The following is a 17,921-nucleotide window of genomic DNA, read 5'->3' on the forward strand; positions in this document are numbered from 1 at the left end:
TTATTTTGGCCAACGAATTAAATAGCTTCGATATTCAAGAAATCCTCAAGCTACTGCCGCATCGTTACCCGATGTTGCTGGTAGACAAGGTCATTGATCATAAACCTGGCGAATACTTACATGCAGTTAAGAATGTAACTGCAAACGAGCCTATTTTTACAGGCCACTTCCCTGATCAACCTATTTTTCCTGGTGTGATGATTTTAGAAGCGCTGGCTCAGGCAACAGGCCTGCTGGGTTTCAAGACCGTAGAGAATCGCGGTGATAATGAACTATACTTGTTTGCAGCGATTGATAATGCGCGTTTTAAGCAACCTGTTGTGCCTGGTGACACCATGCATTTACACGTTGAATTTGTTAAAGAGCGCCGTAATATCTGGAAATTTTCTGGTGTTGCAAAAGTCGACGGTAAAGTCGTCTGCAGCGCTGAAATAATGTGTGCAAGAAGAGAGTTTTAAGCGTGATCCATCCTACTGCAATTATTGAGTCAGGTGCTCAGCTGGGCGACAACGTATCGGTTGGACCTTATAGCTATATCGGTAATGATGTTGTTATCGGAGACAATTGTAAAATTGAATCTCACGTGGTGATCAAAGGACCCAGCGTGATTGGTTCCGGGAACCATATTTTTCAGTTCGCATCAGTGGGCGAAGCCTGCCAAGATAAAAAGTACAAGGATGAACCAACCAAGCTCGTGATTGGTGACAACAATATTATCCGTGAGTGTGCCACTATCCACCGTGGCACCATTCAGGATAAAGGGATTACCGAGATAGGCAGCAATAACCTGTTTATGGCATATACCCATGTCGCGCACGATGCCATCATAGGTAACAACGTGATTTTTGCTAACAATGCAAGTGTTGCAGGGCACGTTCACGTCGGCGACTTTGTGATTTTGGCAGGTAATTCTGGTGTGCATCAGTTCTGCAAAATTGGCGCACATGCCTTTGTTGGCATGTACAGCGGCGTGAATCAGGATGTGCCACCATTCGTAACAACGACCGGTACACCCGCACGACCAGCGGCAATTAACTCAGAAGGGTTAAAACGCCGTGGCTATGAGTCAGATGAGATTATGGCTATTCGTCGTGCTTACAAGACTTTATTTCGTAAAGGCCTTAAGCTGGACGAAGCACTGGAAGTCATGCGCGAAGATGCGGCAAAATTTGCTGGCGTACAGCAAATGATCGACTTTATTGCGACTTCTGAAAGAGGATTGGTACGTTAAATTTATATAACGGTCGATAACCTTTCTACATCGCATATCTGTATCTGATATACTAACGCCATACAGCCTGTATGGCGTTTTTTTATTCTAAAAGAATCACATGGCCAACGAAAAAGAAATTACGATAGGGATTGTTGCCGGCGAGCTGTCTGGTGACATCTTAGGTGCTGGTCTGATCCATGCACTGCGTGAACACTACCCTAATGCACGGTTTATCGGGATAGCCGGTCCAAAAATGCTTGATGCCGGGTGCGAAACCTTATTCGATATGGAAGAGCTGGCCGTGATGGGCCTGGTGGAAGTCCTGGGGCGTTTGCCACGATTACTGAAAATACGTAAACAACTGGTCGAACACTTCATTGCGCAAAAGCCGGATATTTACATTGGTATTGATGCGCCAGACTTTAACCTACGCGTGGAAAAGCCACTCAAAGCAGCCGGGATTAAAACCGTTCAATACGTCAGCCCTTCAGTGTGGGCATGGCGGCAAAAGCGAATTTTTAAAATCGCAGAGGCGACCAACCTGGTGCTGTCTCTTTTGCCATTTGAAAAAGCATTCTACGACAAGCATGAAGTGCCGTGTACCTTTGTAGGACATACGCTGGCAGATGAGATCCCGTTGGATGTGGATGTCGCAGCTGCGCGTGCGCAGTTGGGGTTAAAGGAGTCTGATACAGTGCTGGCCCTGTTGCCTGGTAGCCGTGGTTCCGAAGTAAGCCAGCTAAGTGAAACCTATTTACTCACAGCCAAAGCGCTGGCAGACAAAATCCCCAACCTGAAAATTCTAGTGCCCCTGGTGAACGAAAAGCGCAAGGCACAGTTTCAGGCTATCAAAGCGCAGGTGGCTCCAGAGCTGAGAACCATTCTGCTGGATGGTCAGTCATCGTTAGCAATGACGGCGGCCACTGCGGTGTTACTGGCGTCTGGTACAGCGACACTCGAAGCCATGCTATACAAAAAGCCAATGGTGGTTGGCTACAAACTCAAGCCAATGAGTTACTGGATATTTAATACCTTTTTTACGTTCAACATTAAGCACTTTTCTTTGCCAAACTTGCTGGCAGATGAAGCTTTGGTTGAAGAGTTTTTACAGCAGGATTGTAATCCAGATGCACTCACAGACGCCTTGCTACCTCTGCTGAGAGGCGATAACTCAGCCCTGATCCAAAGATTTTATGATATTCACCAGAATATACGCCGCGACGCCAGTAAACAGGCTGCGCAGGCAGTAGTGGAGTTAATGAATGCAAATTGAACGTCCTGATGTGCAGTATATTGCAGGCGTAGATGAAGTAGGCCGTGGTCCTCTGGTAGGAGACGTGGTAACAGCAGCCGTGATTTTAGATCCGGCCAACCCGATAGCCGGGCTGGCAGATTCCAAGAAACTCACCGAAAAAAAACGCCTGCTACTGGCTGAAGAGATTAAGCAAAAAGCGCTGTGCTATCACGTTGCACGGGCCACCGTCAGTGAAATTGATGAACTGAATATCCTGCATGCCACTATGCTGGCTATGACGCGTGCTGTTGAAGGCCTGGCTGTTAAAGCACAGTTTGTGTTTGTCGATGGCAACCGTTTGCCTGAACTGAGCGTCCCTGCGCAGGCCGTGGTCAAAGGAGACAGCCTGGTTGCAGAGATCAGTGCTGCGTCTATACTGGCCAAAGTAACGCGCGATCAGGAAATGCTCGACCTGGACAAAGAGTACCCTCAGTATGGTTTTGCTGCACACAAAGGCTATCCGACCAAAGCCCATTTTGCGGCGCTGAGTGAGTTTGGTGCAACACCGCATCACAGAACCAGCTTTAAACCTGTACAGCGCATTCTGGCGGAGAAGCAGTAGTTATGGCAGCACCTGAGTTTGTTCATTTAAGAGTACACAGCGACTTTTCTATGGTTGACGGGCTGGCTAAAACTAAGCCCATTGTGGCGCGTGCCGCTGAGCTGGGTATGCCAGCCTTTGCGATTACCGACCAGATGAACTTGTGCGGCCTGGTCCGCTTTTACGGTACTGCACATGGTGCGGGTATTAAGCCGCTGGTTGGTGCGGATTTTTGGCTGAAGAGCGACCAGTTTCCTGATGAGCCGAGCCGCATCGTGGTGTTGGCAAAAAATAATGAAGGCTACAAGAACCTTACTTTACTGATCTCCGAAGCTTATTTACGCGGGCATGTATTTCATCGACCCGTTATTGATAAGGCGTGGCTTGCCAAATACAAAGAAGGTCTGATCTTACTCTCAGGTGCCAAAGATGGCGATGTCGGTAAAGCCCTGCTCAAGGGTAACCCGCAGTTGGTTGCCGATACGGTTGAATTTTACGAGACCCATTTCGCCGATCATTATTACCTTGAACTACACCGTACCGGCCGTGAGCAGGAAGAAGAATATTTGCATGCCGCAGTCGCGTTGGCCACACAAAGAGGCTTACCTGTCGTTGCAACCAACGAAGTGGTATTCTTGCATGAACAGGACTTTGAGCCACATGAAATTCGTGTAGCCATCCACGACGGCTATACACTGGAAGATAAAAACCGACCCAGACGTTTCTCCAAAGAGCAGTATCTGAAAACCCCTGAGCAAATGCAGGAATTATTCAGTGATATTCCGGAGGCGTTGCAAAATACCGTTGAGATAGCCAAGCGCTGTAATGTCACGGTGCAGCTGGGGACCTACTTCCTGCCTGATTACCCAACTGGTGAGTTAAAGATTGAAGACTTCCTGGTCAAGGTATCCCGTGATGGCCTGGAAGAGCGACTGTTATTCTTATTCCCGGATGACGCGGATCGCGCCGAAAAGCGTATCCCTTATGATGAACGTCTGCAAATTGAACTCGACGTAATCAACCAGATGGGATTCCCGGGCTACTTCCTGATAGTAATGGAGTTCATTCAATGGAGTAAGGATAATGATATTCCGGTTGGACCAGGGCGGGGTTCCGGTGCGGGTTCTTTGGTTGCTTATGCATTAAAGATCACCGATCTGGACCCACTTGAATTCGACCTGCTATTCGAACGTTTCCTTAACCCTGAGCGTGTCTCGATGCCCGACTTCGACGTCGACTTCTGTATGGACCGACGGGATGAAGTAATCGACCACGTATCTAAACTGTATGGTCGTCAGGCGGTATCTCAGATCATCACCTTTGGTACGATGGCGGCTAAGGCGGTTATCCGGGATGTAGGCCGGGTACTTGGGCACCCTTACGGCTTTGTTGACCGAATTTCTAAGCTGGTCCCTGGTGACCCGGGTATGACACTGGCCAAGGCGTTTGAGGTTGAGCCTCGACTGCCTGAAGTGTATGACGGCGATGAGGAAGTCCGAGAGCTGATCGACAAGTGTCGTATTCTTGAAGGCTGTACCCGTAACGCCGGTAAGCACGCGGGGGGCGTGGTTATCTCGCCTACCAGCATTACCGACTTCGCTGCATTGTATTGTGATGAAGAAGGTAAATTCCCGGTCACTCAGTTTGATAAAAACGACGTTGAAACGGCTGGTCTGGTTAAGTTCGACTTCCTGGGTTTGCGTACTTTAACCATTTTACAGTGGGCGTTGGACATGACCAACGAGCGACTGGCGCGCGAAGGCATTGAGCCGGTAGATATTGCGGCCATCCCACTGGATGATCCGGCCAGTTTTGAAGTATTACTCAGAGCCGAAACCACCGCGGTATTCCAGCTGGAATCACGGGGGATGAAAGATCTGATCCGTCGTCTGAAGCCGGACTGCTTCGAAGATATGATCGCACTGGTTGCTTTGTTCCGTCCAGGTCCGCTGCAATCGGGGATGGTAGATAACTTCATTGACCGTAAGCATGGTCGCGAAGACATCTCATATCCGGATGCGCAATACCAGCACGAGAGCCTGCAACCCATCCTGGAGCCGACCTACGGGATCATCCTATATCAGGAACAGGTAATGCAGATTGCCCAGGTCCTGGCGGGATACAGCCTGGGTGGCGCGGACTTGCTTCGTCGAGCCATGGGTAAGAAAAAGCCCGAGGAAATGGCGAAGCAGCGAACAACCTTCGAAGACGGTGCGAAAGACAACGGAGTTGACGGCGAACTTGCAATGAAGATCTTCGATCTTGTAGAGAAGTTCGCGGGTTACGGCTTCAACAAATCTCACTCTGCTGCTTATGCACTGGTGTCATATCAGACGCTGTGGATGAAGACCCATTATCCGGCCGAGTTTATGGCTGCGGTAATGTCGGCGGATATGGATAACACCGACAAGATCGTGACCCTGGTCGATGAATGCGAAAACATGAAGTTGACGCTGCTCCCACCAGACGTCAATGCGGGTGTCTACAAGTTTGCTGTAAACCGTCAGGGTGAGATAGTTTACGGTATCGGTGCCATCAAAGGGGTGGGTGAAGGCCCGGTAGAAGCCATCCTGGAAGCCCGGGAGCAGGGCGGCCCGTTTAAAGACTTATTTGATTTCTGTGCCCGGGTTGACCTGAAACGCCTCAACCGCAGGGTCATTGAAAAACTGATCTACGCAGGCGCGCTCGACCAGCTGGGACCAGAAAAAACGCAGCCAGGTCGTGCCACTTTGCTTGCGAGTCTCAAAGATGCCATGAAGTCAGCCGAGCAGCATCACAAGGCCGAGTCACTGGGGCAGAGTGATTTGTTCGGTCTGCTGGCCGTTGAACCCGACGAGGTGGAACAAGCGTTTGTTAAAGCCATTGGGCTGTCAGACGATGAATGGTTGCAAGGTGAAAAAGACACTTTAGGCTTGTATCTGACAGGTCACCCGATCAATCAATACAGAAAAGAGTTAAAAAATTACACTTCTGGTCGTCTAGTAGAATTACAGCCGACGAATCGCGATGTGCAATCGACGGCTGCCGGACTGGTTATCAATGCAAGGGTGCTGATCAATAAGAAAGGCAAACGCTGGGGTCTGATAACTTTAGATGACAAGAGCGCACGAATTGATGTACGCTTATTCCCTGAACAGTTTGAAATGTACCAAGATATGCTGCAAATGAACCAAATCTTGGTAATATCCGGACAGGTCAGCTTTGATAACTTCTCCGGCGGCATTACAATGACCGCCAGAGAAGTCTGTACCATAGCTCAGGCCCGCGAAAAGCGGATCAGTGCGATAAAAATGACATTGAATATGGTGCAAATAGACGCGAATTTCATAGATAATCTGAAAAAAGTACTGGAACCGTATAAATTCGGAACGTGTCCGGTAAAAATCCAATATCAGCGCCCAGACGCGATAGCGGAAGTGACATTAGGTATGCAATGGTGTGTGACGCCCAGTGATGATCTCCTCAGACGATTATCCAAGATGGCGGCGCAGGAAATAGAACTAGAATTTAATTAAACAGGTAGTTTAGAGCATGAGCCTCAATTATCTTGAATTTGAGCTTCCGATTGCAGAATTAGAAGCAAAAATCAATGAATTACAAAACGTAAGCCGCTCTGGCAGTCTTGATCTCAGCCTTGAAGAAGAGATCAGCCGCCTCAAGGAAAAAAGCGTAGAGCAAACGAAAAAGATCTTCGACAACCTGGGTGCCTGGCAGGTATCTCAGCTGGCGCGTCATCCGCTTCGTCCATATACTCGCGATTATATCGAGCGTATTTTCACTGAATTTGACGAGTTTGCGGGTGATCGTACGTTCGCAAACGATCCGGCCATTCTGGGCGGTGTAGCACGTTTTGATGATAAGCCAGTGATGGTCATCGGTCAGCAGAAAGGCCGTGATACTGCTGAGAAAATCAAGCGTAACTTTGGTATGCCTAAGCCGGAAGGGTATCGCAAAGCATTGCGCCTGATGGAAATGGCTGAGCGTTTTAAAATGCCAATTATCACCTTCATCGACACGCCGGGTGCCTACCCGGGCGTTGGCGCTGAAGAGCGTGGTCAGAGTGAAGCAATCGCACGCAACCTGAAAGTGATGGCTGCACTGAAAGTACCGACCATTTGTACCGTAATTGGTGAGGGTGGCTCAGGTGGTGCACTGGCCATTGGTGTGGGTGACCGCGTTAACATGCTACAATACAGCACTTACTCAGTTATCTCGCCGGAAGGTTGTGCGTCTATTCTGTGGAAGAGCGCTGAAAAAGCCCCATTGGCGGCAGAAGCTATGGGTGTTTCGGCAACGCGAGTGAAAGAGCTGGATCTGATCAATACCATTATTGACGAGCCTATGGGCGGCGCACATCGCAACTATGATACGATGGCGAAAAACCTTAAAGCACAGCTGAAGCGTGATCTGGGTGAGCTGGAAGCGCTCAGCACAGAAGAAATGCTGGAACAACGCTACCAGCGCCTGATGTCATTTGGTTACTGCTAAACCAGAGCGACACAGCAAAACCGAAAAAAGCCGCATCGCGGCTTTTTTTGTGCCTGCGAAATCGGGATAATACTGCCTAAGTACCTACAACGCCCGTGATTATGACTCAGACTCCGCTTTATAAACGTTTTTCTGCCAGCTTAGACGCCTTACTGGCAAATGAGGTAGCACGTGATGAAACGCATATGGCACCACGTGGCCTCACAATCGCGCTCTCGGGTGGTGTCGATTCAATGGTACTACTGCACTTGTGTCATCACTACGTGCAAATCAATTCTCATCTGGCCCTGCAGTCAATCTATGTTGACCATGGTTTGTCGCCTAATTCTTTGCAGTGGCAGGCCTTTTGTCAGGCACAGTGTGATGCACTGGCAGTTGAGTTTACCCCCGTCTCCGTCAAGGTCTTGGCACAAAGCCGCCAAAGCCTGGAAGCTCAGGCTCGTGCAGCCCGGTATGCCGCACTGGACAAACGGGCGAATCAAGGTAATGCACTGGTACTCGGTCAGCATGGTGACGATCAGGTTGAGACCTTTTTATTGCGTCTGAAACGGGGCTCAGGCCTGAAGGGGCTCGGTGCTATGCATGCGAGCAGCACACTGCCATCAGGGCGAGTCTGTTTAAGGCCTTTGTTGTCATCAGAGCGCGCCGACATAGAGGCGTTTGCGCAGACATTTGGCATTGCCCATATCGAAGACGAGTCAAATCTCAGTGATCGGTTTGATCGCAATTTCTTGCGTAATCAGGTACTGCCTTTGCTAAAATCCCGTTTTTCGGGGTTTATTCCCAGTGTTATGCGCACCGTTGAGCTGTTGCAGGGGCAGCAGGCCTTGCTGGACGAAATCACCCTGGCCGATCTGACGCAATGTCGCAGTGAGCAGAGTCTATGTATTAGCCGCCTTGCACAGTTTGCCCCATTACGGCAACAAAATCTGGTGCGTGCCTGGTTAGCGGAGCAGGGTGTCCAGATGCCATCGCAGAAGCAGCTTGATCAGATCCTTAGCCAGGCACTTAACGCACGGGCTGACGCACAAATGACGGTTTCGCTGTCTGGCGGGCAGGTCCGGCGCTTCAGAGATCAATTACATTGGGTGACCGAGCAGCCGCCGCGACAAGCACAGTGTGATGTTGGCCTGACGAGGGTGGCGCTGGATGACAATACAGCCCTAAGTGTAATTGAAGGTCAGGGGGTTCGTCACCCGAGTGCGGATGAGCAAGTGTCAGTGCGGTTTAATTGCCTGAATGAAAAAGTTAAACCGCCCGGACGCAGTGGCCGTAATACGCTTAAACATTGGCTCAAAGACTATGATGTGCCCACCTGGGATCGCAGTCGCGTGCCTTTGATTTATTATAACGACGAGCTGGTGCAGGTCGTTGGGTTTTTCGTCAATGAGGCGTATGCATCGTCTCAGGGACTTAGCTGGAAGTTAGAAGATGCAAGAAACACAAAAAATCGGTGAATCGCTGGCAAACAAGGCCATCTGGGCAGTACTGGGCTGTGGTGCCTTGTTTGTTGTTCTGGTGATGAATGGTGGTCTGAACATTGGTAATGTTGTGCTCAGTCTGAGTATCGGCGCGCTCAGTGCGGCATTGCTGCTGGCGTACTGGCACGGTAAAGGTGGCAGCTTTTTTATCTTTGGTCTGGGTGCGCCCATGCTGGCAATCATCTTCAGTGACCTGCCGAACTTTTTATCACTGGCCTGGGTGATCAACAGCTTCTTTTGCGGCTTCTCTGTATTGTTATTGCTGTATAAATTGGTTTTGCTGCGCAACTAAAGTTACCCGCAATACACGCTAAATGTCAGGTGGAGAAATCCTTTTACTAACCTTTCGGGGTGGTGTTTGACATTGTTAGTAAGGTAATTAAGTCCCTGAAGCAGACGGGGAGAAAGGCCATATTGCGTTAGGGGACGCAATATGGCGAGGTGGTCTGGATTAGATTGTACGGGCGCAGTTTCGACCGGCGTCCTTGGCGCGATACAGGCCTTTATCAGCCCGCGAGAAAATTTCGTTAGGGCAATCCTTGCTGGTTACCAGTGTAAAGCCGATACTGGTGGTCACGTCATGATTCTTCATAATCGTACAGGTTCTGACGGATGCCATAATGCGCTCTGCAATCACCTTATTGGTGGTAAACGCCGGGTCGTCTATCAGTATCGCGAACTCATCACCACCAAAGCGGAAGACCGTATCAGTCGCTCGTACCGAAGACTCCAGAATGCGGGCAAATTCAATCAACACATTGTCGCCCATTTTGTGGCCATACAGGTCGTTAACTTGTTTAAAGTTATCGAGATCCAGTAGCATCAGGCTAAAATTGCTGTGATGACGACGGCTGCACTCCAGCTTTTTGGCCAGAAACTCATTAAACTGGCTACGGTTCGACAGGCCTGTTAGTGAATCTTTGGTTGCCAGCTTCAGCACTCTTTGATACATCAGGGCATTTCTCAGCGGGTACAATAAGCAGGTGTGCAGCTGGATAAGCCGGGCCTGCAATGCTTCGCTGAGATGATATTTACTGAAGTACACAATCTGACCCAGGTGCTGGCTGTTTAACTCCAGATCAAAGGTATACGGGCTGAGCTGATTGTTGCTCTGCTGCATCTGAAACACCCCTTCGCTGGAGTGAAACTGTAATCCGGCCAGGTTGATAATACGCTTGATGTAACCTGCAAAGATGTCGAGCAGCCCGTTGACATCCAGCGTAGTTTGTAATTTTTCAGTCAAACTCATCGGGTTTTCGGGGACGTGTGACATTTGCATTTGTGCATTAAACGGCAAAAAATCCCCGCGCGTCGGCGCTCGTTGAGTCAAAATATGGACATTTTCCATCTAGTATTCCCCTAAGTACAACATTCGAACTGTTCTAAGCGAGTTTCATGCCAAAAATTTAAACTGGCTGAAAAACAGCTGCTTGCTATATTTAATAGTGGATAAAAATTGCTCAACACTATTTTATTGACGCTTGGGAGGCGGTTTGCAGCAAAATTTTGCCGGGTTTTTAGGTGAGGATGTCACCAGTACGTTAGTTGCCGCCCTGGAAGGTCAGTTTGCCGGGTTGATAGCCTTATTACTGTGCGCCGTAGTATTGGTGTGGTCATTTAAGCGGGTTGGGCTGCCACCTATCCTGGCTTATCTGCTGACCGGACTACTAGCTGGCAGCTATGGCTTTGGCTGGATCAGCAACAGTCACGAGATCCAGCTGATTGCCGAATTGGGCATCGTTTTTTTACTATTTAGTCTTGGTCTGGAATTTTCTATTCCTAAATTAATGGCCATGCGCAGCGTGGTGTTTGGTCTGGGCAGTTTGCAGGTGCTGGTCACCACTGTGGTGTTGGCGGTGATATTAAAGTATCTGGGGTTTAACTGGATAGAGGCACTGATCATCGCCAGCTTAATTGCGCTGTCTTCAACGGCTGTGGTGGTTAAAGAACTCAAAGAGCGGGGAATATTGAATATTCGTCGGGGCCAGCTGGCGGTAGGGGTGTTGCTGTTCCAGGACATTGCTGTGGTACCTTTGCTGATCACCATTCCTTTATTAAGTCAGTCTGATAACCAGGTGCTGGTGGGCGCCCTGATCCTGGCACTCGCCAAAGGCGCATTCGTGTGTATGTTGTTATGGGCCATCGGCAAATGGGTCTTGCCCAAAGTGTTTAATGAAGTGGCCATGGCACGCACCGATGAGCTATTCGTACTGACCACCTTAGTGGTCGCGCTGTGTGCGGGTGCACTGACTTATGCATTTGGCTTGTCTATGGCGTTAGGCGCATTTCTGGCGGGAATGATGCTGGGCGAGAGCCAGTTCAGGCACCAGCTGGAAGCCGAGATCCGGCCATTTCGCGATATTCTGATGGGGCTGTTTTTTGTTACCGTTGGCACCCAACTGGATGTGTCTTACGTGATCCAGTCCTTTATTTATATCGTGCTGGTGCTGGCGCTGCTCATTGTTCTCAAACTGGCCATTATTTTCCTGTTGGCACAATTGATGGGAGAGCGTCGAAAAGACGCTTTTGCAGCCGGGATCTTGCTATGGCAGATGGGTGAGTTCGGCTTTGTACTGGTTGCTCTGGCCGGCAAACACCAATTGCTCAGTGCAGAAGTGGCGTCGTTCCTGATAGCGCTGGGGGTACTGTCTATGGCACTTACTCCGTATTTGATCGGCGAAACAGACAGGCTCATCAAGCTGCTACGCATAGACAGCGAAGGTCGGCCAGAGCCACACGAGCAGGGTTTTATTACCTCCAGTAAAATTAAAAATCATGTGGTGATTTTTGGCTATGCCCGCGTCGGCCAGACCATAGCCCGCTTTTTGCGTCCGGAAGCCATTCCTTATATTGCCGTGGAGCGCAACCCGGCCATTGTTCAGGAGGCGCTGACCGCAGGGGAGCCCGTGGTGTTTGGTGATCCGACCCAGCACGAAGTGCTTAAGTCGGCCAATGTCAGTGAGGCCCGGCTGGTGATAGTGTCGCTAAATGACTTCGACAAAGCGCAAGCGGTTATAGATGCGGTTAAACGCTTTGCGCCTGAGGTTAAAATTCTGGTCAGAATGAAGGACGATACCCATCTTGAGGCGCTCAAAGAACTCGGAGCCACTGAGGTGGTGCCAGAGTCACTGGAGGCCAGCCTGATGATGGTGTCGCATGTATTGTATATGTCTGGCGTACCCATGCGGCGGATCCTCAAGCGGGTGAGCATAGAAAGGCAAAATCGCTACGAATATCTGCACGGTTTTTTCACCGGGGACAGCCAGGAAATGAAAGAGTACGCGGGGGCTGAAGGATCAAGTTACAGTTCAGACCGGCTTGAGTACCTGCACGCTATTGCCTTGCCGGACGAAGCCTTTGCGGTGGACAAATCAATCGCTGAGCTGGATCTGGCACGGCACAAGGTGGTGGTGAAAGCGCTGCGGCGCAACGGCGAAGAAATTTCTATGCCCGATGAAGAGATCACCCTGTGTGCCAGTGATGTATTGCTGCTCAAAGGCAAGCCACGCCGGGTAGAGCGCGCGGAGCAATTTTTGTTAGATGGCCTGCCATAACGCAGGTCTTAGGTTAATCCAGCTCCAGAAACGCCCGGATCTCATCCAGCCGGGCCAGTCCATCCTGATAACCATACTCGATCAGCTTCCGGGTATAGGCTTTTTCGAATAACAGGTAACTGGTTAAACTCGACGGAGAGTGCCGTTTAACCCCGATGGAGCGCAATAAGAGTTTAATGGCCATCGGCAGTTCATCGTAATAATGCAGCGCCAGTTCATTGAAGTTATGGGTGGGGTTAACCACCAGGGTCTGGATGTGTTTAAGTTCTTTGTGTTTGTCTCTGGCGGGCAGTAATCCCACGGTGCGGTTAACCCGCTCCATACGCTCCAGATCTGACTGTAACGTATCGCTGAATACGCTATCGAGCAAATGACCCGCAACCACCGACATGCCGGGAAAATGCGGCTCATAGCCAATGGGCGTGGGGATCTTGGGCTGCTCAACACCAATGACAAAAATTTTCTCGGCGCCCAGATGGATTGAAGGGCTTAGTGGTGACAGCTGGTGGATAGAGCCATCGCCGTAATAATGGTGCCGAACCCGCACACTGGGAAATACCATGGGAATGGCACTGGAGGCCATCAGGTGGTCCAGCGTAATGTGGTCGGGCACACCAATGCGCTTGGCGCGTTGCCAGGGGCGCGCATCTTTCGCCTGATAAAATGCTACCGAGCGGCCGGTTGAGTAGCTGGATACCGTCACCGATAGCGCATCCAGATAGCCGCGCTGAATGTGGCGGTCGATACGGGACAGGTCGAGTACATCATTCAGCAGCTGGCGCAGTGGTGTGTTGTCCAGCAGGCTCGCGGGGGGCTGGTTGATATATTCAGCCTGAAAGCTGCGCATCATGTTGCCCAGAATATGACCAAATGCACCCACAAAGCCGCTCTCGTAAACCATATCGGTATGAAAGTTCTTCCAGATTGACTCTATTTTGCGTATCGCCAGATGCATATTCGAGGCATAGCAGGCCAGACCGGCGGAATTAATGGCGCCCGCTGAAGTGCCATTAATAATGCGAAAGGGCAGCGGGGCGGTTCTGGGCAGGCTGTGTGCCAGCGCTTTCAACACCCCAATCTGGTAGGCTGCACGGGCCCCGCCACCGGTTAGCAGCAGTGCCGAACGAGGACATGAACGCGAACTGTGATGTTTACTCATATGCTTCCTTAACCGCTTACATGGTGGGTTGATTTGAGAAATATTTGCCAGCCAGTACTGGTTTGATACGGTTACTATAACGATTTGTTTAACTTAGTAAAATAGCAACATATCGCGGCTTGGGAACAAATTCATAGGCGATTCATATTGAGTCCATATGCTCACTAAGCACGAATTGGTATTGCACCTTGTCACGGATGCGATATCTTTTAATGGATACTCACCAATATTGGATGCATTTGTGAGTATACGCGTTTAAAGAGACTAAAAATGCCATAGGTTGCAGCTGCAAAGGTCGTAATAACGACCAGCAATAAGCTATAATCTTTTGTATATTATAGATTATTTTTGTAGCCTTACTATGCGGCGATATGCCTTGATGGCATTTTAATCACCGTACGTGCAACTTATTCGTTTAGAAAAATTAATGGAGCTTCCATGTCAGAGCACAACTCAGCAGAACCAAGGAAAAGCAAGCCGTCTAACAGCCACTTATTGCTTGCCGTAAGCGTGGTCATAGCCCTCGTTATTGTGGCCATATTTGTGCTTTCAAACCGGGATAATCAGCAGGAAAACACAAAATTTAAACAGGATGTCGTCATACCGGAGGAAACCCAGGCGGAAGTGGTTAACACCGCGCGTCCGGATCCCGTGCAGGAAGTCGAAGAGTCCATTGAACCAGAACCGGTTGTTGAGCCTGAACCTATGCCTGAACCCGAGCCAGAGCCGCTGCCACAGCGTGAGCCTGAGCAACCTGTTGTTGCACCACTACCATCGCTGGACGACAGTGACGTGGCCCTGAGCGAGCAAATTGCGAATTACCTGAACGATACCGCAATGGATTTAGTGGTAACCGAAGACATGATCCGCCGTAGCGTGGTGTTTGTCGATAACCTGGCACAGGGTAAAGTGGCTAAAAAGCACTTCCCGGTCAGTAAGCCCAAAGACCGCTTTATGGTTATTGAAGATGACATCATCATCACCGACCCAAACAGCTTCGAGCGTTACACGCCTTATGTGAACATGCTTAATGCCATGAGTACTGCGCAGCTGGTGCGTACTTATAACAAATTCAGACCATTGATAGGTGAAGCCTATGAAGAAATAGGCTACGACAGCAGCGAATTCGACCTGACCTTACAAGAAGCTTTGGGCGAGCTGCTGGAAACCCCAATCCCGGAAACCAGCCTGCCACTGCTACAAGAGTCTGTGACCTACAAATATGCCTATGCAGAATGGGAGCAGTTGTCTGATGCGCAAAAACTTTTCCTGCGCATGGGCCCGGAAAACATGAAAAAGATGAAGAAACGTCTGCAAGACCTAAAAGTCGCGCTGGCAAAGTAAGCTAAAACCGAAGAAAAAAACCAACCAAAACAGCAAAGCCCGTCTAATTGTATATTCACTATGCAGTTAGCCGGGCTTTTTAATATTTCCCCTTGCAACCAGACGCGAAACTCGCGATAATCCCTCCCGCGCCAAACAAGGCCCTCAATGGTAGTCTTATTGGTCCTCTCGCAACGATAGTTCGTGAACCTGGTCAGGTCCGGAAGGAAGCAGCCACAGCGGATGACTCGTGTGCCGGGATGTGGCTGGTAAGACTGCCACCCAAACTCCAAAGTTGTTGTTTGAAGTGTAAGTCTGCAAATTTGTAGTAAAACCCCGCATAAAAATTGAATTATAACCCTGCATAGCCTACTTTTAGATCGTCTCGCATATTCGGTGATGGTTATGATCAGGCGTAAACTCAAACATTCCAGAATCAAAAATCTATATAAGTTTGCAAGTCAAAAGAACAAAGCCATTTGCTTAGTTGAATCATCCTTAGAGTTCGATGCGTGCTTTCACTTTGAATACTCTCGCGAAATTAAATCCTTTGAAGCTCAACCATTAGGGTTTGAGTATGAGTTTGACGATAGAACTTGCCGCTACACGCCTGACTTTTTAATTACTCATCATGAGAAGCCGCAAAAATATATTGAAATTAAGCCTTACAGTAAAATCGCAAATCCTGAATTTAGGGCGCGCTTTGCGCAAAAACAGTTAGTTGCCAAAGAACAAATGGGCATTGAGCTGATATTAGTCACTGACAAACAAATTCGTGTTTATCCAACCTTAGATAATTTAAAGTTGCTGCATCGTTACTCAGGCTTTCAGTCTTTAACCGATCTTCAGCTTTCCATCATTCAGCTACTTAATCAGTGGCAAAAACTTACTATTCAAGATTTGGTAATGACCCTAAAAGCCTCTATCGGTGAGGTGCTTGCCTCGGTATATCGTTTATTGTCTTTAGGCAGTGTTAATTCAGACTTAAACACAGAACTTACCTTAGAATCGGTGATTTGGGCAGATGGAGTTTGAAGACGAGTTTAACTTTGAAGAAACACCGCAAAAGTTAGTTGAAACTGCCAAACCAGCAGAGCCTAACGTTCAACCTCGTGATTTAGAGTCACTGCCTATGGAAGTGCAGGATGCTACGCTTGCACGACTTAAATATGTCAAGTGGCTTAAACAGCGATTAATTGGTGGTTGGACGCAGAAAAACTTAGCACCACTACTGGCTGAAATGCCTGAACTTCCTGGGCAAGAAAAGCCAAAGTGGCGCACTGTTGCTGGGTGGCATGCTGATTATATTAAAGCCGAGGAAGACATTCATGCTTTGATCCCAAAGCATCATCGCAAGGGCAACCGCCAAGCCCGCACCGACACAGACAAATTCTTTGAGCTAGCTCTAACTCGTTATTTAACCAGAGAAATGCCGTCTGTTGCGTCAGCGTATCGATACTATTGCGATCAAATCGTTTTAGAAAATGACAAAGTGTTAGGTGAGCCACTAAAGCCACTCACTTATAAAGCGTTTAAAAACCGCATTGATAACTTGCCCCAGTATGAGGTGATGGTTGAACGCTATGGCAAACGTTTAGCGGATATTGAATACAACAAAGTGATGAGCCATAAAAGGCCCACCAGAGTGCTTGAACGAGTTGAGATAGACCATACACCACTGGATCTCATTCTATTGGACGATGAACTTGATGTGCCATTGGGAAGACCAACCTTAACCTTGCTCATTGATGTTTATAGCCACTGCGTTGTTGGCTTTTACCTTGGTTTTCAGAGTCCTGGCTATGATGCTGTGCGCAGAGCGATTAGTCATGCGATGAAGCCTAAAAGCTATCTTAAAAGTACCTATCCAAAAGTCGTAAATGAATGGCCATGTTGTGGGAAGATAGAAACTTTAGTGGTTGATAATGGTGCCGAATTTTGGTGTCAGTCATTAGAGCTTGCTTGTGAAGAGGTTGGGATAAATATTAGCTATAACCCTGTTGGCAAACCTTGGCTTAAACCCTTCGTTGAGCAGTTTTTTAAAACCATTAACGAAATGATGCTTTCGCCATTTCCCGGTAAAACATTCTCAAACATGCTCGCAAGGCATGACTATAACCCGAAAAAAGATGCCATATTGCGTTTCAAAACCTTTAACATGCTATTCCATAAATGGATTGTTGATGTTTATCATCAATCCACTGACGCGAGATTTAGATATATCCCCAATGAAGAGTGGAACAAAGGGTTTATTGCACTGCCTCCTGCACAGTTAACGGAACAAGATACAGACAAACTTGATGTTGTTATGTGTATGGCGAAAGAGAAAACATTGCGCAAAGGGGGTATTAAAAATCTGCATATTAATTACGATAGCGACGAACTCTCTTCATATCGCAAGCGATACAGCCCCAAAAAGAGCATAAAGGTTAAGGTTAAAATAAACCCAGATGATCTGTCGTATGTATACGTCTACTTAGATGCGCTAGAGCACTATATAAAAGTGCCAAGCATTGACTCAGAGGGCTACACAATGGGTTTGTCGCTAATCAGGCATAAAATCCACCTTAAGTTTCACAGAGACTACATTCAAGGCAAAGTGGATCTATTGGGGCTTGCTAAGGCGCGGCAATTTATTAATGAGCGAGTGAAAGAAGAAGCGCGACAGCTTAAAAATGTAGGGTCAAAAACCAAAGTTACTGGCACCAAAGCAATTGCTCGGGCGCAGGGCGTAGATAATACTCAAGTCAAATCCATTGCTAAAATGTCTGAAACAAAGCAAGCCGAACCAACCCCCGCTGACATTAAGCATAAAAAAGACGATGATAACTGGGATGACTTTGTCTCAGATCTTGAGGCGTTTTAGGT

The 17,921-nt window shown here is 48.5% G+C and carries 14 protein-coding genes and 1 other RNA gene; 13 read left to right on the top strand and 2 right to left on the bottom strand.

The window, feature by feature from the left end; genetic code table 11:
* Positions 1-5 precede the first annotated feature (5 nt).
* The 8 genes from fabZ (at position 6) to AT705_RS19140 (ending at position 9,309) form a co-directional block, all read left to right on the top strand.
* On the top strand, positions 6-458 hold the full coding sequence (gene fabZ, locus AT705_RS19105) for a 3-hydroxyacyl-ACP dehydratase FabZ (RefSeq protein WP_054015673.1): 453 nt from the start codon (positions 6-8) through the stop codon (positions 456-458).
* 2 nt (positions 459-460) lie between these two features.
* Positions 461-1,231, top strand: coding sequence for an acyl-ACP--UDP-N-acetylglucosamine O-acyltransferase (gene lpxA, locus AT705_RS19110; protein WP_058797807.1), 771 nt, complete (start codon positions 461-463; stop codon positions 1,229-1,231).
* A 100-nt stretch (positions 1,232-1,331) separates the two neighbouring features.
* Positions 1,332-2,486: a lipid-A-disaccharide synthase gene (gene lpxB / locus AT705_RS19115; protein WP_049866306.1), complete on the top strand. Its 1,155-nt coding sequence runs from the start codon at positions 1,332-1,334 to the stop codon at positions 2,484-2,486.
* Positions 2,476-3,069, top strand: a complete 594-nt coding sequence (gene rnhB / locus AT705_RS19120; protein ID WP_010385765.1) for a ribonuclease HII — start codon at positions 2,476-2,478, stop codon at positions 3,067-3,069. Before lpxB ends, rnhB begins: the two co-directional genes overlap by 11 nt.
* Positions 3,070-3,071: 2 nt before the next feature.
* Positions 3,072-6,563, top strand: coding sequence for a DNA polymerase III subunit alpha (gene dnaE / locus AT705_RS19125; RefSeq protein WP_058797808.1), 3,492 nt, complete (start codon positions 3,072-3,074; stop codon positions 6,561-6,563).
* 16 nt (positions 6,564-6,579) lie between these two features.
* The gene (accA, locus tag AT705_RS19130) at positions 6,580-7,536 is read left to right on the top strand and encodes an acetyl-CoA carboxylase carboxyl transferase subunit alpha (protein WP_058797809.1); all 957 of its coding nucleotides are present in this window, start codon (positions 6,580-6,582) and stop codon (positions 7,534-7,536) included.
* Positions 7,537-7,637: 101 nt separating this feature from the next.
* On the top strand, positions 7,638-8,993 hold the full coding sequence (tilS, locus tag AT705_RS19135; RefSeq protein WP_058797810.1) for a tRNA lysidine(34) synthetase TilS: 1,356 nt from the start codon (positions 7,638-7,640) through the stop codon (positions 8,991-8,993).
* Positions 8,968-9,309: a hypothetical protein gene (locus AT705_RS19140; RefSeq protein ID WP_058797811.1), complete on the top strand. Its 342-nt coding sequence runs from the start codon at positions 8,968-8,970 to the stop codon at positions 9,307-9,309. Before tilS ends, AT705_RS19140 begins: the two co-directional genes overlap by 26 nt.
* Positions 9,310-9,468: 159 nt before the next feature.
* Here AT705_RS19140 and AT705_RS19145 read toward each other — a convergent pair whose 3' ends face one another.
* Positions 9,469-10,365: a GGDEF domain-containing protein gene (locus AT705_RS19145; protein WP_058797812.1), complete on the bottom strand. Its 897-nt coding sequence runs from the start codon at positions 10,363-10,365 to the stop codon at positions 9,469-9,471.
* A gap of 205 nt (positions 10,366-10,570) precedes the next feature.
* Here AT705_RS19145 and AT705_RS19150 point away from each other — a divergent pair, with 205 nt between their 5' ends.
* Positions 10,571-12,571, top strand: a complete 2,001-nt coding sequence (locus AT705_RS19150; RefSeq protein WP_058798055.1) for a monovalent cation:proton antiporter family protein — start codon at positions 10,571-10,573, stop codon at positions 12,569-12,571.
* Positions 12,572-12,584: 13 nt separating this feature from the next.
* Here AT705_RS19150 and AT705_RS19155 read toward each other — a convergent pair whose 3' ends face one another.
* A complete protein-coding gene (locus AT705_RS19155) occupies positions 12,585-13,730 on the bottom strand; it encodes a patatin-like phospholipase family protein (RefSeq protein ID WP_058797813.1) in 1,146 nt (381 codons plus the stop codon).
* Between the two features lie 438 nt (positions 13,731-14,168).
* On the opposite strand from AT705_RS19155, the gene AT705_RS19160 reads away from it, so the two are divergent.
* The 4 genes from AT705_RS19160 (at position 14,169) to AT705_RS19170 (ending at position 17,919) form a co-directional block, all read left to right on the top strand.
* A complete protein-coding gene (locus AT705_RS19160; protein ID WP_058797814.1) occupies positions 14,169-15,074 on the top strand; it encodes a DUF3014 domain-containing protein in 906 nt (301 codons plus the stop codon).
* A gap of 157 nt (positions 15,075-15,231) precedes the next feature.
* An RNA gene (gene ffs / locus AT705_RS25000) (signal recognition particle sRNA small type) lies at positions 15,232-15,328 on the top strand.
* 130 nt (positions 15,329-15,458) lie between these two features.
* Complete coding sequence (locus tag AT705_RS19165) at positions 15,459-16,088, top strand: TnsA endonuclease N-terminal domain-containing protein (RefSeq protein ID WP_058797815.1); 630 nt, start codon at positions 15,459-15,461, stop codon at positions 16,086-16,088.
* Positions 16,078-17,919 carry a Mu transposase C-terminal domain-containing protein gene (locus tag AT705_RS19170; protein ID WP_058797816.1) on the top strand — a complete coding sequence of 614 codons (1,842 nt, stop codon included), beginning with the start codon at positions 16,078-16,080 and terminating at the stop codon, positions 17,917-17,919. Before AT705_RS19165 ends, AT705_RS19170 begins: the two co-directional genes overlap by 11 nt.
* Positions 17,920-17,921: the final 2 nt, after the last annotated feature.

The sequence above is a fragment of the Pseudoalteromonas rubra genome (assembly GCF_001482385.1).
Lineage (GTDB): Bacteria > Pseudomonadota > Gammaproteobacteria > Enterobacterales > Alteromonadaceae > Pseudoalteromonas > Pseudoalteromonas ardens.

Excerpts from the sequence above, each read along its gene's own strand:
- lpxB (WP_049866306.1), top strand. The coding sequence starts at position 1,332 with ATGGCCAACGAAAAAGAAATTACGATAGGGATTGTTGCCGGCGAGCTG.
- rnhB (WP_010385765.1), top strand. The coding sequence starts at position 2,476 with ATGCAAATTGAACGTCCTGATGTGCAGTATATTGCAGGCGTAGATGAA.
- dnaE (WP_058797808.1), top strand. The coding sequence starts at position 3,072 with ATGGCAGCACCTGAGTTTGTTCATTTAAGAGTACACAGCGACTTTTCT.
- accA (WP_058797809.1), top strand. The coding sequence starts at position 6,580 with ATGAGCCTCAATTATCTTGAATTTGAGCTTCCGATTGCAGAATTAGAA.
- tilS (WP_058797810.1), top strand. The coding sequence starts at position 7,638 with ATGACTCAGACTCCGCTTTATAAACGTTTTTCTGCCAGCTTAGACGCC.
- AT705_RS19140 (WP_058797811.1), top strand. The coding sequence starts at position 8,968 with ATGCAAGAAACACAAAAAATCGGTGAATCGCTGGCAAACAAGGCCATC.
- AT705_RS19145 (WP_058797812.1), bottom strand. The coding sequence starts at position 10,365 with ATGGAAAATGTCCATATTTTGACTCAACGAGCGCCGACGCGCGGGGAT.
- AT705_RS19155 (WP_058797813.1), bottom strand. The coding sequence starts at position 13,730 with ATGAGTAAACATCACAGTTCGCGTTCATGTCCTCGTTCGGCACTGCTG.
- AT705_RS19160 (WP_058797814.1), top strand. The coding sequence starts at position 14,169 with ATGTCAGAGCACAACTCAGCAGAACCAAGGAAAAGCAAGCCGTCTAAC.
- AT705_RS19165 (WP_058797815.1), top strand. The coding sequence starts at position 15,459 with ATGATCAGGCGTAAACTCAAACATTCCAGAATCAAAAATCTATATAAG.
- AT705_RS19170 (WP_058797816.1), top strand. The coding sequence starts at position 16,078 with ATGGAGTTTGAAGACGAGTTTAACTTTGAAGAAACACCGCAAAAGTTA.